18 protein-coding genes are annotated in these 24,623 nt (G+C 50.8%); 6 read left to right on the plus strand and 12 right to left on the minus strand.

The features are described 5' to 3' along the window. Window positions 1-51: 51 nt before the first annotated feature. The 6 genes from K2184_RS20210 to galF all read right to left on the minus strand — a co-directional run bounded on the left by K2184_RS20210 (window position 52) and on the right by galF (window position 8,311). Complete coding sequence (locus tag K2184_RS20210; protein ID WP_439237773.1) at window positions 52-2,217, minus strand: polysaccharide biosynthesis tyrosine autokinase; 2,166 nt, start codon at window positions 2,215-2,217, stop codon at window positions 52-54. 16 nt (window positions 2,218-2,233) lie between these two features. Next, window positions 2,234-2,668, minus strand: a complete 435-nt coding sequence (locus K2184_RS20215; protein ID WP_004200407.1) for an arsenate reductase/protein-tyrosine-phosphatase family protein — start codon at window positions 2,666-2,668, stop codon at window positions 2,234-2,236. Window positions 2,669-2,672: 4 nt separating this feature from the next. Beyond that, the gene (locus tag K2184_RS20220) at window positions 2,673-3,809 is read right to left on the minus strand and encodes a polysaccharide export protein (protein ID WP_032726404.1); all 1,137 of its coding nucleotides are present in this window, start codon (window positions 3,807-3,809) and stop codon (window positions 2,673-2,675) included. Between the two features lie 73 nt (window positions 3,810-3,882). After that, window positions 3,883-5,322 carry a capsule assembly Wzi family protein gene (locus K2184_RS20225; protein WP_023321292.1) on the minus strand — a complete coding sequence of 480 codons (1,440 nt, stop codon included), beginning with the start codon at window positions 5,320-5,322 and terminating at the stop codon, window positions 3,883-3,885. Window positions 5,323-6,325: 1,003 nt separating this feature from the next. Then, window positions 6,326-6,955 (minus strand): phosphatase PAP2 family protein, encoded by a 630-nt coding sequence (locus tag K2184_RS20230; RefSeq protein WP_004113982.1) that lies wholly within the window; start codon window positions 6,953-6,955, stop codon window positions 6,326-6,328. A 459-nt stretch (window positions 6,956-7,414) separates the two neighbouring features. Then, window positions 7,415-8,311, minus strand: a complete 897-nt coding sequence (gene galF / locus K2184_RS20235) for a UTP--glucose-1-phosphate uridylyltransferase GalF (protein ID WP_016809217.1) — start codon at window positions 8,309-8,311, stop codon at window positions 7,415-7,417. A gap of 986 nt (window positions 8,312-9,297) precedes the next feature. Here galF and K2184_RS20240 point away from each other — a divergent pair. Further along, complete coding sequence (locus tag K2184_RS20240; protein WP_004103710.1) at window positions 9,298-10,884, plus strand: TerC family protein; 1,587 nt, start codon at window positions 9,298-9,300, stop codon at window positions 10,882-10,884. A 300-nt stretch (window positions 10,885-11,184) separates the two neighbouring features. Here the strand turns inward: K2184_RS20240 and asmA are convergent, their stop codons facing one another. The 4 genes from asmA to alkA form a co-directional block, all read right to left on the minus strand. Next, a complete protein-coding gene (gene asmA / locus K2184_RS20245) occupies window positions 11,185-13,032 on the minus strand; it encodes an outer membrane assembly protein AsmA (RefSeq protein ID WP_004103712.1) in 1,848 nt (615 codons plus the stop codon). A 27-nt stretch (window positions 13,033-13,059) separates the two neighbouring features. After that, window positions 13,060-13,641 carry a dCTP deaminase gene (gene dcd / locus K2184_RS20250; RefSeq protein ID WP_004103714.1) on the minus strand — a complete coding sequence of 194 codons (582 nt, stop codon included), beginning with the start codon at window positions 13,639-13,641 and terminating at the stop codon, window positions 13,060-13,062. A 90-nt stretch (window positions 13,642-13,731) separates the two neighbouring features. Next, complete coding sequence (gene udk / locus K2184_RS20255) at window positions 13,732-14,373, minus strand: uridine kinase (protein ID WP_004103715.1); 642 nt, start codon at window positions 14,371-14,373, stop codon at window positions 13,732-13,734. Window positions 14,374-14,487: 114 nt separating this feature from the next. Further along, entirely contained in the window at window positions 14,488-15,336 is an 849-nt protein-coding gene (alkA, locus tag K2184_RS20260; RefSeq protein WP_196557172.1) for a DNA-3-methyladenine glycosylase 2, read from the minus strand. A 135-nt stretch (window positions 15,337-15,471) separates the two neighbouring features. Between alkA and yegD the strand changes: the two genes are divergently transcribed. After that, window positions 15,472-16,824: a molecular chaperone gene (gene yegD / locus K2184_RS20265; protein WP_024274463.1), complete on the plus strand. Its 1,353-nt coding sequence runs from the start codon at window positions 15,472-15,474 to the stop codon at window positions 16,822-16,824. Window positions 16,825-16,916: 92 nt separating this feature from the next. On the opposite strand, the gene K2184_RS20270 is transcribed toward yegD, so the two are convergent. Next, on the minus strand, window positions 16,917-18,203 hold the full coding sequence (locus tag K2184_RS20270; protein WP_196557163.1) for a citrate synthase: 1,287 nt from the start codon (window positions 18,201-18,203) through the stop codon (window positions 16,917-16,919). An 810-nt stretch (window positions 18,204-19,013) separates the two neighbouring features. Between K2184_RS20270 and K2184_RS20275 the strand changes: the two genes are divergently transcribed. The 4 genes from K2184_RS20275 to K2184_RS20290 all read left to right on the plus strand — a co-directional run bounded on the left by K2184_RS20275 (window position 19,014) and on the right by K2184_RS20290 (window position 22,900). Next, on the plus strand, window positions 19,014-20,984 hold the full coding sequence (locus tag K2184_RS20275; RefSeq protein WP_032705123.1) for a sensor histidine kinase: 1,971 nt from the start codon (window positions 19,014-19,016) through the stop codon (window positions 20,982-20,984). After that, the gene (locus K2184_RS20280; protein ID WP_004103720.1) at window positions 20,981-21,679 is read left to right on the plus strand and encodes a response regulator transcription factor; all 699 of its coding nucleotides are present in this window, start codon (window positions 20,981-20,983) and stop codon (window positions 21,677-21,679) included. Before K2184_RS20275 ends, K2184_RS20280 begins: the two co-directional genes overlap by 4 nt. A gap of 356 nt (window positions 21,680-22,035) precedes the next feature. Further along, on the plus strand, window positions 22,036-22,176 hold the full coding sequence (locus tag K2184_RS20285; RefSeq protein WP_004200439.1) for a small membrane protein: 141 nt from the start codon (window positions 22,036-22,038) through the stop codon (window positions 22,174-22,176). 106 nt (window positions 22,177-22,282) lie between these two features. Then, the gene (locus tag K2184_RS20290) at window positions 22,283-22,900 is read left to right on the plus strand and encodes a helix-turn-helix transcriptional regulator (protein ID WP_004103721.1); all 618 of its coding nucleotides are present in this window, start codon (window positions 22,283-22,285) and stop codon (window positions 22,898-22,900) included. A 298-nt stretch (window positions 22,901-23,198) separates the two neighbouring features. Here K2184_RS20290 and K2184_RS20295 read toward each other — a convergent pair whose 3' ends face one another. Next, complete coding sequence (locus K2184_RS20295; protein WP_004113990.1) at window positions 23,199-24,473, minus strand: dicarboxylate/amino acid:cation symporter; 1,275 nt, start codon at window positions 24,471-24,473, stop codon at window positions 23,199-23,201. Window positions 24,474-24,623: the final 150 nt, after the last annotated feature.

The following is a 24,623-nucleotide window of genomic DNA, read 5'->3' on the forward strand; positions in this document are numbered from 1 at the left end:
ACCTATAATGTTTAAGCCAATAAATATTTTATTGGCTTAATTTTCTATGATTTAGTCTTTTTTGTCAGAATATGAATAGCCATAATGGTTATATCCATATCCATAATAACTACTGGCTTTCTTCACAACACCATTCAAAATACATCCTTTGACATGTATTCCACTTTGCTCAAATCGTTTCATACTAACTTCTATTTCTTTTGCTGTATTTAATTCGAAACGAGCGACTAAAAGTGTTGTCCCGACATAACCTCCAATAATTGCAGCATCAGTAACCGCTAAAATTGGTGGTGTATCAACAATAACCAAATCATAATTTTTCGCGGCCCAACTCAGCAACTCCTGAAAACGATGATGCATTAATAATTCTGCGGGGTTTGGCGGCACTATTCCTCTAGATATATAGTCGAATCCAATGGCTGGTATTTTTTTGACTACCTGGGTGATTTGTGACATACCAGATAAATACTCAGACAAACCATTTTCATTATTCGTCGAAAATAATTTATGGGTATAACCTGTCCTCATATCTGCATCAATAAATAATACAGTTTTATCAGCCTGAGAAATAATCTTCGCAAGATTAGAACTTACGAAAGTTTTACCTGCGTTGGGACTTGCACCTGATATCATCAGAATATTATTCTGTGCTTCAAGCATTGCAAAATGCAAACTTGTTCTTAATCCTCTAATAGCCTCAATTGCTAAATCAGCAGGATTTTCAATAGCAAGAAGTCCCTGAATTTTTTCCTGCTTTTTCCCGCGCCAATCTTTTTTCTGGCTTATGTTTTTCGTGAATGTTTCAGAGACAGGTATACTAGCATATACATTTATGCCTAACTCCTCGAGCTGTTCTGGTGATTCAATCCCACGCCGTAAAAACACCCTAAACATCACAATAATCGCAGAAATAAATATCCCTACAATGATACCGATTAGGACCACCAAAGCTTTCTTCGGCTTAATTGGATCTGGTTGGCTTACTGCACTATCTATAATCCGTACATTACCTATTGCGCTCGATTTCGAGATACTTAGTTCTTGCTGTCGGTTGAGTAGTTGCATATATACAGCTCGACCTGAATCTACATCTCTACTTAAACGTAAAACCTCCTGCTGAGTTTCAGGCATTGAGGTAACTCTTTTATTAAGTTTTACCTTTTCATCCTGTAAAACTTTTCGTTTTTCCATCAATGCTTTATAAGTTGGATGCTCTTTAGTATATAACTGCGATACCTCAGATTCCCTGAATGTTAATTCGTTTAACTGGTTATCAACATTTACAATCTGATCAAGTACAGATTTTGCTTCTAAGGATAGATCAACTGAATCATTTTGTCTTCTATAAGCATTTAACTTATCCTCTGCTATGTCTAAATCATTACGTACTTGAGGTAGTTGCTGATTAAGAAAATCTAAACTCTTTGCATCTTGGGCTGCTTGCCTGGATATATTCTGCGCTAAGTAATTATTACTAATGCTATCAATGATAGCAGTAATTTTATCTGGATTCTCGCCAACAAATGATACTGTTAGCATGCCAGTATTTTTGCCCTCTTCAAGTACCTCCAATGATTCTTGTAGATCTGTGATCGCTTGCAAGCGACTTACATAAGATACAATAAACTTGGTACCCGGTTGGGCCTTGAAATCATCAATTTTAAGAGATAATCCTTTTCCTTCAACCAGTTCACCTTTTTTACCTTTTATTTCATAGCCATCACCAATAACCGTGTAATTATCTTTATCATTAATTACGACTTCTATCTTAGGTATTTTTTTGCTATCAGAAAACAAATATAATCTTGAAATTGAGAGGGAACCTTCACTTTCTCCGGTTAATCTTGCCCAGCCACGACCAAAAACAGGAAAGTAATCCTGTTTGATCCTGGCCTGCAAGTTTAAATCGTCTACGGTTTTTCCCAATATCATCCTTGACTGGAGAAGAGTGATTTCTGGTTGTGATTGTGGTTGAGTATTAGGCAGAACTTGACTAAGACTGTTTAGAATGGCATTGCCTTGCCTTTGCTCTACCTGTATTAATGCATCAGCTTGATAAACTGGAGTGGCAAATAGGGCATAGATAAGTGCAACAAGAGTAAATAAAGATGTAATTGCAATAATCAACTTTCGATGATCAATCAACTCACCTATAAGCCGACCAATATCAATTTCATCATTATCTTTTTCTGTTTTTTTATACGAAGTTAGTGACATGACTTATTCCTAATAATTATACAACTAGTTTCTTAGCCCATAATTGCCCAGCTTGTTCAATCAATTGATATACCAAAGCGAATGCTTCTTCGCTTTTACGGTATGGGTCTGGTATTTCCTTCTGATCAATCCAATGACCGAATAACATAGTCTTACCTCTTGCCTCTGGAGCAATCTTACCTATTTGTTCAATATGCGATTTTTCCATAACGAGGATAAGATCATATTTCCTTGCTAATGAAGATGTAAATTGCTGACCTTTATGGCCTTCAAGGGATAAATCATGCATTCTAGCTATTTCAATAGCACTCGCATCAGCCTCATGACCTACTAACGCGCCAGTGCCTGCTGAATCAATTTTTTTCGAAGGTAAATACTTCCTTAATAATCGTTCCCCTATCGGAGAACGACAAATATTCCCAGTGCAAACAACAAGAATTGAATTGAACATAATTTTATGGCCATGTCTTAATATAGCGGACGGTTTCTGTCATATCATGTACACCAGTGATCGTTGGGACCAACTGGGATATAACTCTGTTCCAACGAACCAGAGGTGCAGTTGTTACATAAACAATATCATAGGGTTCTAATTGAAACTCGGTACCTAAAACCATAGCTGAAGCATCTTGTGCATTTAGCTGATATATATTCGCGATTTTACCTTTCTTATCACCTTGTAATTGGCGAATCACAAAAATTCCAGTAGCATCACTCATTGATTGTGAAATACCTTCAGAGTTCCCTATGGCTTCTGCGAGTGTCATTCCGCTTCGGTCCATTTTAAGCGTGCTTTGTTTTCCTACCTCACCCATCACAAATACTTTGAGTTCGTCATTTCGTGGGATAAACAAAATATCGCCTGGGAATAATAAATGGTTTTGAGTTAAATCTCCTTTTTGCATTAATGCATAGAGTGAGATTTTTTTATCTTTCCCATTATGGGTAAGTACAACGTTACGCCAATCTGCATCAGGGGCAAGTCCACCAGCAGCATTGATAGCATCCATTACCGTTAATGGAATGTTTGTAATTGCTTGTTTCCCAGAATTTGTAACCTCACCTGTTACATATACTTTCTGAGACCGGAAGGCTGCTATACTTACATCAACTTGTGGGCTTTCGATATATGTTGTAAGTCTATTCGCTATATCCTGTCGCACTTGGCTCAATGTTTTTCCAGCTACTAATACTTTTCCAATATAAGGATAGAAAATCGTCCCATCAGAATTTACCCAGTTCCCCGTATCACTCGCGCTACGATATTGGCCTGCAGGAGTAGTTAATTCAGGGTGATCCCAGACCGTTACCATCAAGACGTCGCCAACACCAATTCGGTACTCATAACTTTTCAATAAATTATCTAACTGCGGATTTGGTCGCGCCATTACAGTTTCGGGACGAAGTTGATCCACTAAACCCGGTGTTAATGGATAAACATTCACCAGTTTATCCAAATCGTAGTCGCTATCCGGTAACTCAACGACGTTCTTACGCAGACTATTTAACCCCTGTCCCGGCATAATGGTACAGCCTGATAAAAAGCCTATTGCTAATGCCAATGCCGAAAATCGAACAATTTTTTTCTTCATAATGTCACATCATCAGTAAACCAAAAGTTTCTAATCCCCAAACAACAGTCTATTTCCAGAAGCTGTGTTAAGGCTATAAATTAAAGGGAATTTCAATCCCGGCGCTTGCGCCTACATCATCGCTATCATTATGGTTCGCATCGGTATACCAGAGAGAAGTGTTCAGTCGTACCGATTTGTACACGTCGCCACTCCAGCCCAGCTGCACACCTTTTAATGTATCCGAACGAGGAAACGCCTTGTTGATTGACTGATTTTCTGGGTTAACCTTCGCATACGCTAAACGCGCGCTCCAGCGCTGATTATCCTCTGTCACCAGTTCAACTTTACCCGCAAAGAGTTGGCCATCCCCTCCCATAGCATCACCGAGTGAGTAACCTTGCTGGTAGTAGCCATCTTTATAGATATGGTGCGTATAGCTATAGTTGGTGCGGCTCATGTTCGATCGGGTATCGTGAGCTTCCAGATACCAGTTGATGGCATCTTTACCCCAACCGTGGTGGCCTTCGACTCCACCAAGGAACATATTCGCTGAAGGTAAAAAGCCGGATTCATCTTCGCCAATCATTTGACCGTATAAGCTGACCGGCAGGCCCAGCGTAGGTTCCAGTTTCAACTTAAAGTCAAAACCAGCAAGCTGGTTGCCCGGTTCATTGGGATCGTTTGCTTCGGTATTATCTTTACCCGTCAGGCCGTCCCAAAAATTACTAAACGACTCGGGTCTGCCCTCCCCTCCCCACTGCATAATGCGCGATGCGCCAAGCTCAAGTGACTGGAAGGGGGAAAAAGTCAGACGACCACCGATAATCTTGGTATGCGGTACGGCGGTATATTGATTCATCTGGCTGGCGGAGATCTGATACTGCCATGGGCCGATCCAGCGCAGCCACCAGGTTTCTGGCGCGGCCTGTTCAGCACGCTGCATCAAAAAGCCGGTCATCGGACGGGCAGCATCACCGCGAATCAGGCTGCCTTCGTAACCTGGCCCCCACCACTGCGGCATCTGTCCAAAGGAAAGCCACTGGTTCCAGAACTTAACCGCCCCGTAGGCGCCGTTAGCATTAAAACGTGAACCATTGCTGATGCGTTCGTCGCCCTCAACGTTTCCCTGCAGGTGAACATCCCACCACTCGCCGCTGTTATTGAAGGCTAACGATAAAGAGCTGTCAGCAGGCTGATTCTGACCAAATCCCTGCGGGGTGCCGGGCTTATCCGTTGAGGTATAGCCGCTGACCCGAAAATCAGCTTTCAAAGAGTCGAGGCGCTGGTTGATTCGTGCCAGAACCACCTGTTCGGATGAATAAGAGGGTTTTGCTTTCTTTAGTGCCCGATTAATCTCTTCCTGACTTAACGGCCAGGTCGACAGGCTGAGATGAATAACGCCGCGGTCGGAGAGCCACGCCAGATCGTTGCGCAGTTCGTTGTCGTTCATTACCAAGCCGGAGGCATAGGCAAGTGAGCTGGCAGAAGTAAGCAGCCCTAGTGCGAGTGCGATTCGCGCGATTTTTATCATTGTACAAGATCCATTTTAAGCCCCGTTTCCGCAAGCTGGCGCGACAAGGGGAACACTGATAGATGCAGCGCCCTCTGACGCCAACCTTTGGTATGTTCGGTCTGCAGATTTTGACCGGAGAAAACGAAAGCATGTGTTATGGATCACATACCAACAGACGTTTTCATCATACGGCTCTATCTGCAGTACTCAATGTATGCGAAATTGTTATTGAAGGCCATTCCATCGCGCATCATACCCGCAGTTTCCTCTTGCCAGCCCTGCAGAACCTTCTCTGAGGTGGCGACAAACACGCAATTATATACAGGTTATGAAGATAATCACCTGGATGAAGGCCACTTTAGGAATTTCGGTCGCATGAAATGAGATGTGATATGCAGAAAATGCCAGCCCGCAGGTACGCTACCGCCCTTGGCTTAACAGCTACCAATGCACTGTACTTCTTTCCATATAATTTCAACCGCCGGATTCAGGTGAATCGGCGATTAATCCATCAAAGCAATCAATTTCGCGGCCATAAGTTTACGAGATTCTGCCCTCAATTGGGAGTCTAATCTCGAATTATTAGCGACGTCGCGAACGGCATGAACCATAACGACGATAACGTTATTGTTTGACACTAAACGTCTAAAACGGCGATCGGCACCAGACAGCAACTTAATCTCAACGTTATGATTTCATTAACTTTTTATCACAAAAACAGTGTTGGTTTAGTTTCGAATTAATTATGGTTAGTCAACTACAAAATTTAATAGTAAAAAGAATTATGCCAGTGTGTTGTTATCATTAATAAATTCGATATTTAGCCAGAGAACTTATTTAGGAAACATCCTGGCTGATTATCATTGTGCTAATTATTGCGCAGAATGCCGTATCACCAATTTATTTCATGAATATGAAATAGTGCTTATGAAGGCTTTTCACCCCATCATTTCACACTGATTATATTGTGAACACATCAAGCGCCTGTCTGAATTCATGACCTTTCCCGATCGCCTCTGCGTCAGTAAAAGCGCTTGTGCAGATCGGCCCGGGTAAAAGGTTTCTCCAGCGGACCAAGCTTCACTGCGATCTCACCCAGAAGAGATTGCGTTGGCGCCTTAGCGCCGGTATTCAACAGCAGAGCCGGGATGATGACCACGCTTGCCAGCCCTCCCCATGATAACTGCGCTGTATGAGTGCCGCGGGTGCGCGACTGCAGCAGCAGAAACAATGCGCTGCCTGCGGTTCCCAGCAGTAAGCCGGCAATCACTTCAGACGTTGAATGAGCGTGGATCACCAGGCGGGAATAGCCGACCAAACCGGCTAATGCATAACCAAATACGACAGAAGCAATACGAAGAGCTGGTGTAGCACGCGCGCACAGCAGCCATAAGAAAATTGGCCAGAAAGCTGAAGATAATGCGGTATGCCCGCTAAAGCCGGTGAAGTCCAGCTCGCGAATCCCAATACCCCAACCCATAAATGCCAGTTTTGATGCGCAGACAATGGCGCCAGTGATGCCGAACAGCAGCGCCCAGTGCCAGGCGACCTGCTTTGAATCTTTGCGCAGAAAAAGAACGATAAACAACACGGCCGCACTGGGTAACAGTACGGTGCTATCGCCAAAAAAAGTGACAACCTGCCAGTTCATTTACCTTTCATCCTTTGACGATCTCTCCAGTCCGTAACGTCATTTCCGCGACATTTATGTGGGCATACACAATCAGTCACTTCACATTTATATGCATGCATGACCGTTGTTTAATGCGCAAACATGATCTCAGTCAAGTTTTATTTTTGTCTGACAACTTGACTCAGGGCTATTTACATAAGAAAAATCTTAGTAAGTAATTATCAGCAAAGATGAAATTTTGCTAGTCACACCATTTCACCATGCGGCATGTTATTCGACTACCAGAAGTCTCCGAACCTTTACCGCACTTTTCAACGATACAATATAACAAAGCAAAATCTAACCCTTTGTTTTTCTACACAAGCCTTAAAGCGTGACGTATTGTATTAAAAAGAGTAAACGTTCCCGAATCCCAGAGTTCATCATCAGATCATGCGAACCGCTTACCCTCGTACGCTTAGGTTGCTGATGGCAAAATTACGCTAACAGCTTCTTAATGCTCTCGCGGAATTTTGCGCCTTCTTTATGGTTACGCAGACCATAATTAACAAAGGCCTGCATATAGCCCATTTTTTTCCCGCAGTCGTAGCTCTCGCCAGTCATCAACATCGCATCAACCGACTGCTTTTTCGCCAGTTCAGCAATGGCGTCGGTTAACTGAATACGGCCCCATGCGCCGGGTTCAGTACGCTCCAGCTCCGGCCAAATATCAGCAGAAAGCACATAGCGCCCTACTGCCATCAGGTCTGAATCCAGCGTTTGCGGTTCATCAGGTTTTTCGATGAACTCGACGATGCGCGCCACCTGACCCGCCGTTTCCAGCGCGTCTTTGGTCTGAATGACCGAGTACTCGGAAAGATCGCCTTCCATACGTTTTGCCAGAACCTGACTACGACCCGTTTCATTGAAACGCGCGACCATAGCGGCAAGGTTATAGCGCAGCGGATCGGCGCTGGCATCATCAAGGATGATATCCGGCAGCACCACCACAAACGGGTTATCGCCAATCAGCGGGCGCGCGCAAAGAATGGAGTGACCTAAACCCAGCTGCTGACCCTGGCGCACGTTCATAATCGTTACGCCTGGCGGGCAAATAGCCTGTACCTCGGCCAGAAGCTGACGTTTGACGCGCTGCTCCAGCAGCGCTTCCAGTTCATAGGAGGTGTCGAAATGGTTTTCTACCGCATTCTTGGATGAATGGGTAACCAGCACAATTTCCTTGATGCCAGCAGCTACAATTTCATCAACAATGTACTGCACCATAGGCTTGTCGACGATCGGCAGCATCTCTTTCGGAATGGCCTTGGTGGCGGGCAACATGTGCATCCCTAGTCCTGCTACCGGTATAACTGCTTTCAAACTCACCATTTTCATATCCACCCGTATGGTTATTAATCTTTAGTTCCTGTCAGATTGTATGTATCACTGGCATTTATCCATGATGATACACGCTTGATACCTGCCATACTGTCCGTCAAATTCTGAAATTACACGCTGAATTTAAGAATACACGTAAAATCTACAGACCAATAGGTCGATTTAAGAAAATTCTCAAACGCAACTTTACAGACATTATTACTCATACTTACAAAGACTTATGTCAGCTATCTATTAGCTATTAACCATAAGACGGCGTAATGACATTCATCGCTGGTCCATCATTTCCCATTTGATACCTTGTTATCTTTCAACAAGAGTTGACACAGAACAAGTGACTGCAAAAAATCATAAAATTAGCCAAAATAATCGCTTATATTGAATATAAAATTATTTCGCACACAAAAACGGCTAAATTTCAGCGAAACAGGCCATATCCTTGACTTCAACCTCAGTGGCGGCCATCCCCATATAGATCCAGCCTATGCTGCAGGCGATTAATAGTCTTCACTATGGCTTTTTTTGTTCTGCATCACATATAACCCTCACAATATCGTCCAGCAAAAATTGATCTGCCGCAAGCCACGACATTAAGTAGTATAAAAATCTAAATTCCAGGAAAGCGCTGTTATATACATCAAATCTATTGATAGAGTTTTCCATTGCCCGTGTGCTCAATCCAGGTTTTCTGCGCCGATATTCTGCGCGGCCGCTTCGCTTACATCCATAAAACCTGGCTTTTCATCCGGCAGATGCTGGCGGTTGTTATTGATGAAAATTCGCACCAGAGCAAATAAGTAGAACCCTATAAGCTTATGGTTAAATAAGGTTATATTCTGAACAACTGATTATATTAATAGCAGGACTCATCGGCGCGCGGATTTTGACCGCGGGCAAATCGCCGCAGAAAATATTGCATTTTAACTATAGCTTATCCATGATCTGTACATGGCACTCTTAGGTTGTAAAGGTTTTAACTAAATATGGAATGGATTGCCGACCCCTCGATCTGGGCCGGGCTCATAACGCTTGTCGTTATTGAGCTGGTACTTGGTATTGATAATCTGGTCTTTATCGCCATTCTCGCGGAAAAACTTCCTCCCGCTCAGCGAGACCGCGCGCGCGTCACCGGCCTGCTGCTGGCAATGGTAATGCGTCTGCTGCTGCTGGCGTCAATCTCCTGGCTGGTGACGCTCACCAAACCGCTGATTACCTGGCACGATCTGAGCTTTAGCGCTCGCGATCTGATCATGCTGTTTGGCGGTTTATTCCTGCTTTTCAAAGCCACCGTTGAGCTTAATGAACGGCTGGAGGGGAAGGACAGCAATAATCCCACTCAGCGCAAAGGCGCGAAATTCTGGGGAGTGGTCGCGCAAATCGTGGTGCTGGACGCCATCTTCTCCCTCGACTCGGTTATTACCGCGGTCGGCATGGTTGACCATCTGGCGGTGATGATGGCGGCGGTAATTATTGCCATTAGCCTGATGCTGATGGCCAGTAAAGCCCTGACCCGCTTCGTTAACAGTCATCCAACCATCGTCATTCTCTGTCTGAGCTTCCTGTTGATGATTGGTTTTAGCCTGATTGCCGAAGGCTTCGGCTTTCCTATTCCGAAAGGCTACCTGTACGCAGCGATTGGCTTCTCGGTCATGATCGAGTCCTTTAATCAGCTGGCGATTTTTAACCGCCATCGTTTTCTTTCGGCCAACCTGACGCTGCGTCAGAGAACCACTGAAGCGGTGATGAGCCTGTTGAGCGGCCGCAAGGACAATAGCGAGCTGGATAGCGATACTGCCTCGCTGGTTGCCGACCGTGACGATAACCCGCTGTTTAATCCTCAGGAACGGCGGATGATTGAGCGGGTTCTCAATCTCAATCAGCGCACCGTCAGCAGCATAATGACCTCGCGCCATGATATTGAACATATTGACCTCAGCGCTCCGGAAGAAGAGATTCGCGCCTTACTCGACAAAAATCAGCATACCCGCCTGGTGGTAACCGGCGGCAATGATGACGAAGATATGCTCGGCGTCGTGCACGTGATCGATCTTCTGCAACAATCGCTGCGTAATGAACCGCTCGATCTGCAGGCCCTGATCCGTCAGCCGCTGGTGTTCCCGGAAACGCTGCCGCTGCTTCCTGCGCTGGAGCAGTTCCGTAAAGCCCGAACCCATTTTGCCTTTGTGGTCGATGAGTTCGGTTCCGTAGAGGGGATAGTAACGCTCAGCGACGTGATGGAGACCATCGCCGGTAATCTGCCTAATGAGGTGGAAGAGATAGACGCTCGCCATGATATTCACAAAAACAGTGACGATAGCTGGACGGTTAATGGACATATGCCGCTGGAAGATTTGGTCCAGTACGTGCCCCTGCCGCTGGATGACAAGCGGGAATACCATACCGTCGCCGGTCTGCTGATGGAGTATCTGCAGCATGTTCCGCAGGAAGGTGAAGAGGTGAATATTGACGGTTACGTTCTGCGCACGCTGCAGGTAGAGAGCCATCGCGTGCAAAAAGTGTTGATTGTGCCGCCGGCGCAGGAAGAAGATGAACTGGACTATGAAGTGTAGCGCCTTCATATGTGAAGTTTAAAAAGCCGGGCGAAAGGTAACGTAACAAAACGGTGGCTGATAGTGCCCTGAAATTAATGCCGGGTAGCGGCTGACGCTTAACCCGGCCGACAAAGGGCCATCAGCTTTCGCAGGCTGGCGCACCGGAGTGTAGCCCGGCAATTTCATAATGCAGATGATGCTTTAATAAGGCGCCCCAGTTTATGCCGGGCGGCTGCTGGCGCCTTACCCGCCCGATAAAGAGTGATACCTTTCCCGAACTTGACGCGAATCCTCAATACCCCGTGACCGCTGCCAGACTCAGAGTTTGTCGAGCAGCTTTTTCACATCCTTACCATCCTGGGTATCTTTATTGCGTTCGACCCATTCATTAAGCCGCTTTTTAGCTTCATCCTGCAGCTGCTTACGCAGTATCTGATCCACCTGCAGGCTGTAGCTCAGCGTCTGCCAGTTGCCATAAATACGCAGAGGGATCGCGGTCTGTTTGAGACGGTCAATGAGCTTGCTCTCACCCTTCCAGCCGCCCAGAACCCGAACGTTGAAGCGCATATCGCACTCTTCTTTCAGCAGGTTAAGCTCGCCCTGACCGGTCAATGCCATGAGTTCAGACTGCCCTTGCAGACCCTTTAAGGTAACCAGTCCGTTATTCAGCTGCAGCTCGGTACTGACGTCGTCGAGTCGGGTCGCGTTATCGTAATTTTCCTGGGCTTGAACGTTAGTACTGCGCTCGACGGCCTGCTGCACCAGCTGCTGGAAGTTAAGTCCTTCCGTGCGCGTATCCTTCATCTGAATTTGCGCCTGCCCCTGCCAGCTGCGGCGGAATTCATCAGCATCAATCTTGTCGCCGGAAAATTCGCCGGTCAGCGAAAGCTTGCCGGTGAGGTTAATCGAGTAATCAAACGCTTGCAGAATCGTGCCTATCTCAACGTTGTCGAGCTGAGGCTTAAACGAGGCATGCGGCGTCTCGCCGCGCGCGTCCAGCGAGCCGGGAAGCGAAAGCTGTCCGCCGTCCAGGTTCCCCTGCATTTGGTTAATGGTCAACAGCCCCTGCTGGTTGCTGATATCGCTTTTAACCTGAGTAAAATTCATGCCCCGCCACTGCAGCTGGTCCGCCGCCAGGGTCATCCGCGCGTTAAAACCGCGCAGTGAGCTGTAATCCCGCTGAAAATCGTTATCGGCAATCACCGGGCGGAGCTGCCGGGTCTGGCTTTGGCCTTGCTGGTTGACGCCATTATTGCTGGCTGCAGCGCCACGCGAAAGCAGGTTATCAAGATTCAGCGTGCCCGCATGAAGGTTAAGCGTCCAGTCAGGCCGATCGCCCAGCACAACGCTGCCGCTGCCGGTAATCGTGCTGCCGTTTGCCGTTACGTTCAGGTTATCGAAGCTGAGCTTTTTGGCATCTTCCAGCCAGCTCGCCTGCAGGCTGGCCTGGCCGCTCATCCCTTCCGGCGGGAGTTCTGCCCCGCGAAGCTGCCAGTTGAGCTGTGAAAAATCAGCCTTCAAAGAGTGAGGATAGTCGCCGCCCTGCACCCGGGCGGAGAAGGAGAGCGCCAAATCCCGCTGGTCGCGGTTCACCCGACCAGAAAAATCGACCGTCGCGCGATGGCTGTCATCCTGCTCCATCTGCAGACGGATATCGCGCACCGTAACCTGTTCGCCATCTTCATGCTGGAAGAAGAGCACGCTGTCGGCAATCTGCAGTTTTTCGACATCATACGACCAGCCGCGATCCTCCGGCACCTGAGGCAGCGTGTTGTCGTGCGGGACAACCGGCGCGCTCTGGCTACGTACGGCTTCGGTTTTTGAGGTCAGTTGGATCACCGCGCCTTTCAGCATCACCTGCTTGACCTGCAGCTGATGAGAAAGCAGCGGCAGCAGCCCGACGTCGAGGCGCATATTATCCGCGCGGATAACCGGCTCCTCCGCGCCCGGCGCGGTCAGCTTCATACGGCCTGAAAGAATGCTGAGCTGCGGCCAGACGTGCCAGCGCAGCGGACCATCGAGTTCGAGCTGATAGCCGCTGCGATCCGCTACCTCTTTCACCATATAGGCGCGAAAATCGTTGGGGTTGACCAGCAATACCAGCGCGGTAAGACCGGCGACAACAACCGCCAGTAAGATCATCAGCGTGGTCAGAATTCGTCTCATGGCATCCTCAGCAAACCGCTAAAATTATCAATCCTTGTCGATTCGACTCGCTACCGCGCCCTGCTGATCGCGATATTTCGCGTCTTCGCGGCGGTTATAAGGACGTAGAGCCGGCCCGGATAAAGGCTCAAAGCTTAACGCCCCGATAAGCATCCCTGGACGCAGCGCCAGCGGCAGCTTACCTGAATTATAGAACTCAAGAACGATACAGCCGGACCAGCCCGGATCGATACGGTGTGCGGTCACGTGCACCATCAAGCCCAGACGCGCCAGCGAAGAGCGCCCGTCAAGCCAGCCGACCAGATCCGGTGGCAGAGTGACTGATTCATAGGTTACCGCCAGCGCCAGTTCGCCCGGATGCAAAAAGAACGCTTCGCCATCCGGCAGAACAATCTCTTCACTCATCACCCGGTCCAGGGCCGCGCTGACTTCCGCCTTGGGGCCGCTCAGGTCAATAAATCCCGCCGTGTGGCCGCGGAAAGTGCGAAACTTATTTCCCAGCCGAACATCGACCGTCGCGCCGTTAATACGCTCAATGGGCGGGCGCGGATTAATGGCCAGCCGGCCCTCATCCAACCAGGCTTCTATATCTCGATCGCACAGACGCATGAACGTTCTCCTTTAAGGCATTGCGCCCCTACGCCTTCCGGGGGTAAGGGCAAATTGGCTTCTCTTTGCACGTTACACAATTCGTTGGTGTTATTCAAAGAACTGACTGATTTTGGCCTTCAGTATATCGATGGCGATACGGTTCTTACCGCCGCGAGGCACAATAATATCGGCATACTGTTTGGAAGGATCGATAAATTGCAGGAACATCGGGCGCACCGTTTTCTGGTACTGCGCCATCACCGAATCCATTGACCGCCCGCGCTCGTTAACGTCGCGCTTGATGCGGCGCATCAGGCAGATATCCAGCGGGGTATCGACGAATATGGAGAAACTGAGTTCGTTGCGCAGGCGGGCATCGGTCAGCAGCAGAATCCCTTCCAGAATGATGACTTTCTTCGGTTCAATGTGAATGGTTTCCGGCATACGGGTATGCTCAACGTAGCTATACACCGGCAGCTCTATCGGCTGGCCGTTTCTTAACATCTGTAAATGCTGAAACAGCAGACTATGATCCATGGAGCTCGGATGGTCATAGTTGGTTTTTACCCGCTCTTCCATCGACAGATGACCTTGATCCTTGTAATAGCTGTCTTCCGGAATAACGCCGATATGTTCATCGCCGACCTGTTCACGTAATTCACGATAAAGCGTACTGGCGATAAGGCTTTTGCCCGAAGCCGATGCGCCGGCGATGCCTATAATGACGCACTGATGAGACGTATCAGTCATAAATTTTTGCGACCTGATTAACCTGGGAATGTAGGAAGGGTGGCGGTTGACCGCCAAACGCCGCAATTATAGGGATTTCAGCGCGTCGATACCAGTGCTAAGCGCCGCTCGGGTCTATTCCGGCTCCGGCGACCAGCCTTCCGTATACCATATATGGAGTAAAGCGTAAGAGCGCCAGGGGTGCCAGCGGCTGGCATAGCGCGCAATACGGGTCGGCGTCATACCAGGGAAACGCTGTTTAATCAGATAATCATCCGGCAGAAAGATATCCGGCGCCTGCCAGCCGCGCAGCGCGAAATAGTTGGCCGTCCAGCGGCCTATGCCGGGCAGCGTCTGCAGCTGCTTCATGCCGGCGTCGATATTATCCGGCGCCACCAGCGGAAGATCGCCGCTGATGGCCGCCCGCGCCAGGTGTACCAGCGCCTCCGCGCGCCGCAGGGGCATGCCCAGCGCCTTTAGCGCCAGCGGGTCGGCCTGCGCCAGCCGCTGCGCGCCGGGAAACAGGTAAAAACCCGGCGCGTCGGCCAGCGGTTCTCCGAAGGCGGCCACCACTTTCCCGGTGAGCTTTGCCGCCATCGCCACGCTGACCAGTTGACCCAGCACCGCGCGTACCGCTTGCTCAAACGGGTCGAGAGAGCCCGGCAAACGCAGCCCCGGCCTCGGCCGCGCGAGCGCCCCCAGCGTCAGGGCAACCTGCTGCGGGTCACAGGATAAGTCCAACAATCTCCCCACCCGCATCAGGCACTCGTCCGCCACCGGCTGCAGTCCGGCGGAAAGCGTCACCCGCATGCCCTGCGCGGCCTCATCCGGCATCACCGTAATCAGCCCGGCGCAGCCATTAAAGGCAAAGCTGCGGCGATAGCCATCGTCGCCGAAGGTTTCAATCCCCTGCACCGCACGAGCGCCAAGAAAGCTGAACATCCAATGCCAGTCGTAGGGGGGATTCCAGGGTAGCAGCGTCATCATTTCTCCTTTTTAGCGTTTCAATCATAGCGGCTCCGCGCCGGACGCGCCTTGCTTTTAAATTCCAGTTGTCGCAGTGCCGTCGATCCGCTAAAGTCGCCCCCCTTCTTCACCGGCATGGGGATTTTGCAGGCTATGTATATTGGTTTTGACTACGGTACCGCTAACTGTTCGGTCGCGGTGATGCGCGAAAATACACCGCAGCTGCTGACGCTGGAAAACGGCAGTTCACTGCTGCCGTCCATGCTTTGCGCGCCGACCCGCGAAGCGGTCAGCGAGTGGCTCTACCGCCATCATGACGTCCCGCCCAACGGTGATGAAAACCAGGCGCTGCTGCGCCGCGCGATAAGCTTCAATCGTGAGGAAGATATCGATGTACTCAGCAACAGCGTGCAGTTTGGCCTCGCTTCGCTGCATCAGTACGTTGACGATCCGGAAGAAGTTTACTTCGTGAAGTCGCCGAAATCGTTCCTCGGCGCCAGCGGGCTCAAGCCGCAGCAGGTTGCGCTGTTTGAAGATTTAGTCTGCGCCATGATGCTGCACATCAAACTCCAGGCGCAAACGCAGCTGCCGGACGCCATCGACCAGGCGGTTATCGGACGGCCGATTAACTTCCAGGGGCTGGGCGGCGATGACGCCAACGCCCAGGCGCAGGGAATTCTTGAGCGAGCGGCAAAGCGCGCGGGCTTTCGCGACGTCGTATTTCAGTTTGAGCCGGTCGCCGCCGGTCTGGATTTCGAAGCGACGCTGAGCGAAGAAAAACGCGTGCTGGTCGTCGATATCGGCGGCGGGACCACCGACTGTTCACTGCTGTTGATGGGGCCGCAGTGGCGGGAAAAAGCCGATCGCCAGCAAAGCCTGCTCGGCCATAGCGGCTGCCGCGTCGGCGGTAACGACCTGGATATCGCCCTGGCCTTTAAATGCCTGATGCCGCTGCTGGGGATGGGCGGCGATACGGAAAAAGGTATCGCGCTGCCGATTCTGCCGTGGTGGAATGCGGTGGCGATTAACGACGTTCCGGCGCAGACCGATTTTTACAGCGCCGCCAATGGTCGTCTGCTTAACGATTTGCTGCGCAGCGCCCGCGATAGCGAGAAGGTCGCGCTGCTGCTGAAGGTGTGGCGTCAGCGTCTTAGCTACCGTCTGGTGCGTAGCGCGGAAGAGAGTAAAATCGCCCTTTCCGCGCAGCCGACCGTGACAACCGATCTGCCGTTTATCAGCGATGAGCTGGCCACGGCTATCAGCCAGCAGGGGCTGGAAGCCGCGCTGGATCAGCCGTTAACCCGCATTATGGAGCAGGTTCAGCTGGCGCTGGATAACAGCAATGAGCAGCCGGATGTGATTTACCTGACCGGCGGCAGCGCTCGCTCGCCGTTGATTAAAAAAGCGCTGGCAGCCCATCTGCCGGGTATTCCGGTTGCCGGCGGCGATGATTTTGGCTCGGTCACCGCCGGTCTGGCCCGCTGGGCGCAGGTGGTATTTCGTTAACCATCCGTTCCCGGACTACGGGACGCAGTGAGTTTGTCGCCCGGCTTAGCGCAGCGCGAGCCGGGTTCACTCCCCCCGATTGCCGCCCCCTCTCAGCGCCCTTCGCGCCGCGAAACGTAATCCCGCCTCTTTTCACCGGTATAAATCTGCCGCGGGCGATAAATATTCAGCGGCGCTTCGTGCATTTCGTTCCAGTGCGCCACCCAGCCGAGCGTTCTGCCAACGGCGGTGATCACCACAAACATGGATGAAGGCAGCCCCATCGCTTTGAGGATCACCGCTGTATAGAAATCAACGCTCGGCGACAGGCCATTTTCCACGAAGTACGGGTCGGTCAGCGCTACCTCTTCGAGGGCCATCGCTACCTGCAATGGCATATCGCACATCCCCAGTTCCTCCAGCACCCGGTGACAGGTTTCGCGCAAAATAGCGGCTCGCGGGTCGAGGTTACGGTAGCGAGAGTTACCGAATCCGAGACGACGTAACGCCTGCGGGTCGCGTTTCGCTTTGCTCAGGAACGCAGGGATTTGATCAACGGTTTTAATCTCCTCCAGCATCCGCATACTGGCTTCATTAGCCCCGCCGTGGGTCGGCCCCCACAGCGAAGCGAGCCCTGCGGCGATACAGGCAAACAGGTTCGCCCCGGAAGAGCCCGCCGCCCGAACGGTGGTGGTTGATGCGCACTGGCCGTGATCGGCGTGCAGCACCAGGATCTGGTTCATCGCCTGTTCAATCACCGGATTCAGCTGGTACGGTTCCGCCGGGATGGCAAACAGCATATGCAGGAAATTGCCCACATAAGAGAGATCGTTGCGTGGATACTGCGCCGGTTGCTCAATAGAGAACTTGTAGCTCATCGCCGCCAGCGTCGGCATTTTCGACAGCAGACGGGTGGCGGCCAGAGCCCGGTGCTCCGGGTTTTCAACGTCCAGCACATCGTGATAAAACGCCGCCAGCGTGCCGACCAGGGCGCACATTAAGGCCATCGGATGCGAGTCGCGGCGGAAGCTGCCGCACATCCGCGCAATCTGCTCGTGCACCAGGCTATGGCGGGTAATCGTATTTTTGAACACCTGATAGCTGGCTTCATCAGGCGCATCGCCCTGCAGCAGAATCCAGGCCACTTCAAGAAAGTCACACTGGCGAGCCAGCTGATCGACCGGATAGCCGCGGTGCAGCAGAACGCTGTTCTCGGTATCGATCCAGGAGATAGCCGACGTGCAGCCGGCGGTATTAGCAAAGCCGGGGTCGAAACTGCACAGGCCTGAAGACGCCAGCGGACGGATATCCATGCCGAGGTGGCCCAGCGTTCCCGCCACCGTACCCAAAGGAATAGACTGCTGTTCATCCAAAGAAAGCGTTAGCGATTTCGTCGTCATCCTGTAAGGTCCCCTTCCACAACGAGTCAATGATTAACCTGGTCATTTCTCCAGGCGGAATAACCAACATAACCACAGTCGACCGCTGATTCTTTGATATAAATAACCAAAACATTGATAAACGACGGCTATTATTCATACTTAAGGAACGTCAGGGCGATTTTTCAACCGCATAAAATACGCATCTCTTGAAATTAGCTGCATCTAAATTCTGACATTCCGCCTGTGAATAATATTTTTACTTCATCAATGAGCAATATATAACCATATTTGTCTAATTTTTTGCGCCTGCAGGATTCGCGTCTCTAGACTTTGCGACCCTGATTGCCGGAATGCGTTATTTATCACGGGTGCCCCGGCGGGCGTTGACGCCCCCGTGCGATCGCTGCCCCCTCGGCCCTGGCGACAGGTAGGGTTTATTACCATCATTTCTCCCGACATTCGTTAAAGCTTAATATAAGCACCTGCTTTTATATGCGCTGATTAAATAATCTATTGCTAATGGTATATAACTCCATGCACCTTCACGGCAGCATCATAAATCCCTATGCGCTGTTTGAATTTTCCACTTGCTTATTATGACCCGCCCTCATACGTTAACATTGATTGCGAATCTTCTTACGGCAGGTCTGGCCAGTTACCCGGCTTGCAGATAACGCTGGAATAATATCTGCGGCACCAGCAGAATGCTGCGTTGTCCAGCCCTGTAATTTTATTTCCCGGATTCCGGAGAGTTGTCTGTGCCAGCCGCAGAGCCCCGGCGCGTTTATACCGTACGGATTGATTAGTCCATGCCGCAAGGGGGCGTAATTGAATCGTTTGTGCGCTTTTTTTGATGTTCTTCGCAGGCACCGTGGACCGCATTTCTGGGCATGGTGCAGCATCCTTATGGCCCTGCAGATGTGTACGCCGGCGCGCGCGGAAGTCCGTCAGCTGGGTATCGATATTCCCGTTGACTGGTACGCCGACGCCAGCGGCCAGATGTCCCTCGACGCCTTTCTTGCGCTACCGCAAGAGGCGCTAAAAACGGCGTCGCTGATCCCGTCGTTTGGGTATTCAAAAAAAACTTTCTGGCTGCGCACGTCACTCCCGGCGGCTTATTTTTCCGGCGAGCAGCGCTGGCTGCAGCTTGGCCCACCGTTTATCGATCGTTTAACCGTCTATTATCGCCCCTACGGCAGCGATAGCCCGTGGAAACAAAAAGAGTTTGGCGACCATGCCCCAGCCCGCGATAGCGACCTCGACTACCGCGAAAGCGTGCTGATTTTAGCGCCCCCGCCCACGAAGGCAGGCTACGAGATGGTCTTCCGTCTGCAGAGCAGCAGCACCCTGATCCTGCTGGCGACGCTCTCATCGCCGCAGGAATTCGTCCGTTCGGCCACCCTCGATACCGCTTTCTGGAGTTTCTATTTCGGTCTGGCGGTCATTGCCAGCGGCATCGCCCTGTGGCTTGCCGTTGCGCTGCGCCGACGTCTGCTGTGGGGGATCTGCCTGTTTTCGCTGAACTATCCGCTCGTCGCGGCCCTGCATGGCTACCCGGAATGGTTATTCGGCGACGCCCTTCTGCCGGTTCAGGATTACATGATTAGCTGCCTGTCGCTGGTAAGCTATGCCACCGCGCTGTGGCTGCATAGCGAGGTCTTCGATCTGAAGAAGAACATGCCGCGGCTGCATCAACTGCTGCTGGCGGCGATCGGCTTAAACATTGCGCTGCAAATCAGCATTCCGCTGGGATTTTACGGCCGGGCAATGCAAATTGAAGCGGGGATATTTTTTATCGCCTCCCCGGTGCTGTTGATCACCTCATGGATGCTGTGGCGGCGTAAAGCGGTTGATATGAATACGCTGCTGCTCGGGCTGCTGCCGCCGGTTTACGTGGTGTCAGCCGGGCTGGCCCTGCTCTCGGTACACGGCGTGATTCCGTTTCATACCAGGGTTTATTCCACCTGGCAGTATGCGCTGATCATCCATATCGTCACGGTCCTGATCATCGCTGTACTGCGGGTGCGGGCGGAAAACCGTACCCTGATGCGCAAGCAGCAGCTGGCGAGAGAGTTACAAATTGAACGCGAGGCCAGTTTCCACCAGCGCCAGTTTATGGGGATGGTGGCGCATGAGTTCAGAACGCCGCTGGCCATCCTCGAGGCGGCGCTGGAAAATCTGCGCCTGTGCCCCACTGTGTCCACGCAGAGCGCGCGCCTCGATCGTATGCAGCGAGCGACCACCCGCCTGGTGCAGCTCACCGATAATTGCCTCGCCGATGCCCGGCTTTCCTCCAGAGACCTGCACGCCGACCGGCAGAATGCGGAGCTGCTGCCGGTTATCTATATCGCCGCCACGGTAGTGGATCTGTCGCTGAATCATTATTTACATGTCATCTGCGAAGGGCAAACTGTCGGGCCGCAATCGCCTTCGCCGGTGCTGTTTATTGATAGCGGGCTTCTGTGTATTGCGATCGCTAATCTGCTCGATAATTCAGTCAAATATTCGGCATCAGGTGAAATAAGAATCGAGATTTATCGCCTGCAAAAAGGGTTTGAAATACGCATTGGCGATCGCGGCCCCGGCATCGCGCCTGAACAGGTTGAGCATATTTTTGAGCGCTATCGACGCGGCGAAACCCATACGACCACGCCAGCCGGCACCGGCCTGGGTCTGTACGTCGCCCGACAAATCATACAGGCCCACGGGGGGGAGCTGTGCCTGGCGAAGAATACCGCTGACGGGTGCGAATTTGCGCTCACACTGCCGCTGGATGGACAGCAGAAGGACAAATCATGACATTACGCGTCGCTATCGTTGAAGATAGCGCTGATTTACTCGACGAACTGCTGGCCTTTTTACGCCATCGCGGCTTCGATGCATGGGGCGTGCGCAGCGCTGAAGCCTTCTGGCGGCAGCTGCATCGCGATCCGGTTGATATCGTGCTCATCGACATCGGTTTACCGGGAGAAGACGGATTTAGCGTGCTGGATTATCTGCATGAAATTGGCCATTTCGGACTGGTCGTCATCACCGCCAGAGGCCATGAGCAGGATCGCCTGCAGGCGCTGAACGCCGGCGCCGACCTGTATCTCATCAAGCCGGTCAACTTTTCCGACCTCGCGGAAAGCATTCACGCGCTTGGCGCCCGTCTCCGCCAGCAATCCGCGCCCCAGCCCACCGCGCCGACGATATCAGCGGAACGGTCAGCCTCTTCCACCTGGATATTACAAAGCGAACAGTTGATTGCGCCATCGGGGCTGATCCTGCCGCTAACGCAGCAGGAGTACCGTCTGCTGGAACTGTTAATGCGCAACCGCAATGAAGTGTGCAGCAAAGTTGACCTGCACGCCTCTCTGTTCACCGATGAAGGCGAACCGGAACTGCACCGGATCGATGTCGTCGTCAGCCGCTTGCGCCACAAGGCCCGCCTTCAGGGCATGGCCCTGCCGATTCGCGCTATTTTTGGCAAAGGTCTGGCGTTTCTTTCCTGATATTTGCCGACCCGGCCTCAGCAGGCATTGCATCTTTGCGGCGGCGTCATGGCGGATAGTTTTTCATTCCTCCGCCTCTTGATCACTTTTTTTCAGTTTTTGAGAGGAATGAGAGAAATGAGACTGACAGCATATTAAGAATTTTCTTACATTGACATGGCATCGGGAGCGTACCGATTCAAAGCGTCCTCAGGCTAACCGGCTGTGGTCAAATTCAGCACAGCCTGAACGCTGGCCGCCCGCTGTACGCTGTCCGTTCGCCTGTGCCGGCACGGTTTAAAGAAGAGAATAAAAATATTCTCGTGCCTGGGATGTACATTTTTAACACCTGAAAATTTAATTAAAGGATATCCATCATGGCCATGCAAACATGGTTAGCCTTATTACTGTGCATATTTTGCCTCTGCGTTTCGGTATATAGTCTTATTTCTTATATCCGCGACAGGAGAAAACAGAAATTTCCGTTTTCAGCTAAGCACTCTTCGCGCAGAAAATAACTCAGGCGACACCAATAATAAATTATCTGCACAGTAACAATCACCGCATACGCCCGGAGGATTGATCGCAACATGGCGTTATGTTGATTTACAGGGAACTAGCGCCATGAAAAAAATAAACATCGCAATCAATACCAGCAACACTTTTCTGCGGCAATCGCTGGCTTCCATGGTCAATGAGCTGACCCGCCGCGACGGTCATCTGCACGTCAGCTTTTCGTATAAGAAAAATGATTTCTTTGATAAGGATATTATTATCGCCGAGGTTCTCCCCGGTGAAATCTACCTGTGTAATACCAGTCTAAAAAATCGCAAATCAGATAGCTCAGTTATTATACTGCACAGCTACGACCAGCTCCCGGAGCAGGAACTGATTGTTAACTGCCTGAAAGGGGTTATTTTCGTGTCGATAAAATTAGTTAATATTGACAGGATGTTGGCCATCCTTGCCCAGGAGCTAAGAAAGTGCGAAGGTCTGGTTCTGGCCCGGCGGGCCGACTCGGCGATAGTCTGCAGCAACTGCCCGCACAAAATGCTGTCAAAATCGCAGGTTGCCGTCGCCTCCGGAATTATTCATGGCTTTGATATCAGTAAAATCTCCGCCCTGCACAAAGTCACGCCCAAAACCATCACCTGGCACAAAAGTAAAATCATGGAAAAATATCGCCTCAATAACCATTATGACTTTTTCCAGTTTATTAATTTGTTAAAAGAGCGCTGGTAAACCCGCGAATATGCCGGAACTGAGTAACACTATGCGCGATAAAATTAGGAATTTGACGGCTTGTAAGGGTCGGGAATCCGAAAAAATATCAGTGAGATGAAAAATATCTACTCTGGTGTTACGCGCAGCAGTAACATGATCCGGTTCCTTGATATGAAAATACCGTAGCGTGTTTTTAGCCAAAAGAATAACGTCTTTATCGAGGAATCTGTTACTTCGTCACATTGCCCCTTGCGTGCCTGTTAGGGGCCTCTTTTTTATGACGAAGCGCGCCCCCGTCAGAGAGGGCGCACGACGATCAGGCCTCGACCTGCTGAGCCGCGGCTTCTTCTTCCGCGACCTCTTCCTGCAACAGACCTTCATTTTTTGACAGCATCGCCGTCGCGATCCCATTCCCCAGCACGTTAATCGCGGAACGCCCCATATCGAGAAAATGGTCAATACCCATCAGCAGCAAAATACCCGCCACCGGGATATTGAAGCTTGGGATGGTCGCGGCCAGCACCACCAGCGCCGAGCGCGGCACCCCGGCAATTCCCTTTGATGCCAGCATCAGGGTCAGCATCATCACGGTGATCTCGCTAAAGCTCAGATGAATATTGTAGGCCTGAGCGATAAACATCGCGGCAAACGAGCAGTACACCATCGAGCCGACGAGGTTAAAGGAGTAGCCGATGGGCAGCACGAACGACGCGATATTACGCGAGCAGCCGAACTCCACGAGGCGCTCAAGGGTCTTCGGATAGGCAGCTTCTGAGCTGCTGGTGGTAAACGCCACCAGTACCGGATCTTTCAGCATATTAAGCAGGCGAAAAACCTCTTTTTTCAGCACCATATATCCCACCGCCAGCAGCACCATGCTGGTCAGCAGCACTGCAACGTAGTAACCGCCGATGAACGAAGCATAGTTAAGCAGGATCCCCAGCCCCTGCGAGGCGATAACCGAAGAGATGGCGGCAAAAATCGCCAGCGGTGCCACGTACATCACGTACCCGGTGACCTTCAGCATAATATGGGAAACCACGTTCAGGGCCGCCACCAGCGGAGCGTTGAATTTTTCCCCCAGCGACGCTCCGGCAATGCCGAAGAACATTGAGAACACCACGATTTGCAGAATTTCGTTGTTGGCCATCGCTTCGGTAATGCTGGTCGGAATAGTATGCGTCAGAAAGCCTTTCAGGCTCATCCCGCTCACCGCCAGGCCGGTATCGACCGACTCTTTCGGAATTGCCAGATTCAACCCGGCGCCGGGGTGCTCAAGGGTAACAATCACCAGCCCAACCAGAATGGAGAGAATCGAAGAGGTAACAAACCACACCATGGCTTTACCGCCGACCCGCCCAATGGTAGCCGTTTCGCCAAGCCGCATAATGCCGACGGTGAGCGTACTGAAGACTAATGGCGCAATCACCATTTTAATCAGGCGCAGGAACACGTCGGTCAGCAGCGTAATATTTTCAGACCATGCGGTTATGGTCGTTTGCGCGGCGTATGCGTGAATGGCCGCGCCGGAGAGGATCCCCAACAGCATAAAGATAACGATGAACAGCGTGAGTTTGTTTGCACTTGCCACAAAAATTAACCCCTGATTTATTTAACGTGTTGTTATCAATGTGCATATATTTTATTTATTGGAGCACACCAAACATTCATCACATAAATTGAATAAAAGCAGACGGGGTTACAACTCTTTTTTTAGTTTTTATAGTAAAAGTTGATGTGC

This window comes from Klebsiella sp. K5-306 (genome assembly GCF_051835185.1).
GTDB classification, from domain to species: domain Bacteria; phylum Pseudomonadota; class Gammaproteobacteria; order Enterobacterales; family Enterobacteriaceae; genus Klebsiella; species Klebsiella oxytoca.

What these genes read in the sequence shown, in the direction of transcription:
- galF (WP_016809217.1), bottom strand. Translation starts at nt 8,311, where the DNA reads ATGAAAATGGTGAGTTTGAAAGCAGTTATACCGGTAGCAGGACTAGGG.
- K2184_RS20290 (WP_004103721.1), top strand. Translation starts at nt 22,283, where the DNA reads ATGAAAAAAATAAACATCGCAATCAATACCAGCAACACTTTTCTGCGG.
- K2184_RS20285 (WP_004200439.1), top strand. Translation starts at nt 22,036, where the DNA reads ATGGCCATGCAAACATGGTTAGCCTTATTACTGTGCATATTTTGCCTC.
- K2184_RS20270 (WP_196557163.1), bottom strand. Translation starts at nt 18,203, where the DNA reads ATGACGACGAAATCGCTAACGCTTTCTTTGGATGAACAGCAGTCTATT.
- dcd (WP_004103714.1), bottom strand. Translation starts at nt 13,641, where the DNA reads ATGCGTCTGTGCGATCGAGATATAGAAGCCTGGTTGGATGAGGGCCGG.
- yegD (WP_024274463.1), top strand. Translation starts at nt 15,472, where the DNA reads ATGTATATTGGTTTTGACTACGGTACCGCTAACTGTTCGGTCGCGGTG.
- K2184_RS20280 (WP_004103720.1), top strand. Translation starts at nt 20,981, where the DNA reads ATGACATTACGCGTCGCTATCGTTGAAGATAGCGCTGATTTACTCGAC.
- K2184_RS20240 (WP_004103710.1), top strand. Translation starts at nt 9,298, where the DNA reads ATGGAATGGATTGCCGACCCCTCGATCTGGGCCGGGCTCATAACGCTT.
- K2184_RS20220 (WP_032726404.1), bottom strand. Translation starts at nt 3,809, where the DNA reads ATGAAGAAAAAAATTGTTCGATTTTCGGCATTGGCATTAGCAATAGGC.
- K2184_RS20215 (WP_004200407.1), bottom strand. Translation starts at nt 2,668, where the DNA reads ATGTTCAATTCAATTCTTGTTGTTTGCACTGGGAATATTTGTCGTTCT.
- udk (WP_004103715.1), bottom strand. Translation starts at nt 14,373, where the DNA reads ATGACTGATACGTCTCATCAGTGCGTCATTATAGGCATCGCCGGCGCA.
- asmA (WP_004103712.1), bottom strand. Translation starts at nt 13,032, where the DNA reads ATGAGACGAATTCTGACCACGCTGATGATCTTACTGGCGGTTGTTGTC.
- K2184_RS20230 (WP_004113982.1), bottom strand. Translation starts at nt 6,955, where the DNA reads ATGAACTGGCAGGTTGTCACTTTTTTTGGCGATAGCACCGTACTGTTA.
- alkA (WP_196557172.1), bottom strand. Translation starts at nt 15,336, where the DNA reads ATGACGCTGCTACCCTGGAATCCCCCCTACGACTGGCATTGGATGTTC.
- K2184_RS20225 (WP_023321292.1), bottom strand. Translation starts at nt 5,322, where the DNA reads ATGATAAAAATCGCGCGAATCGCACTCGCACTAGGGCTGCTTACTTCT.
- K2184_RS20210 (WP_439237773.1), bottom strand. Translation starts at nt 2,217, where the DNA reads ATGTCACTAACTTCGTATAAAAAAACAGAAAAAGATAATGATGAAATT.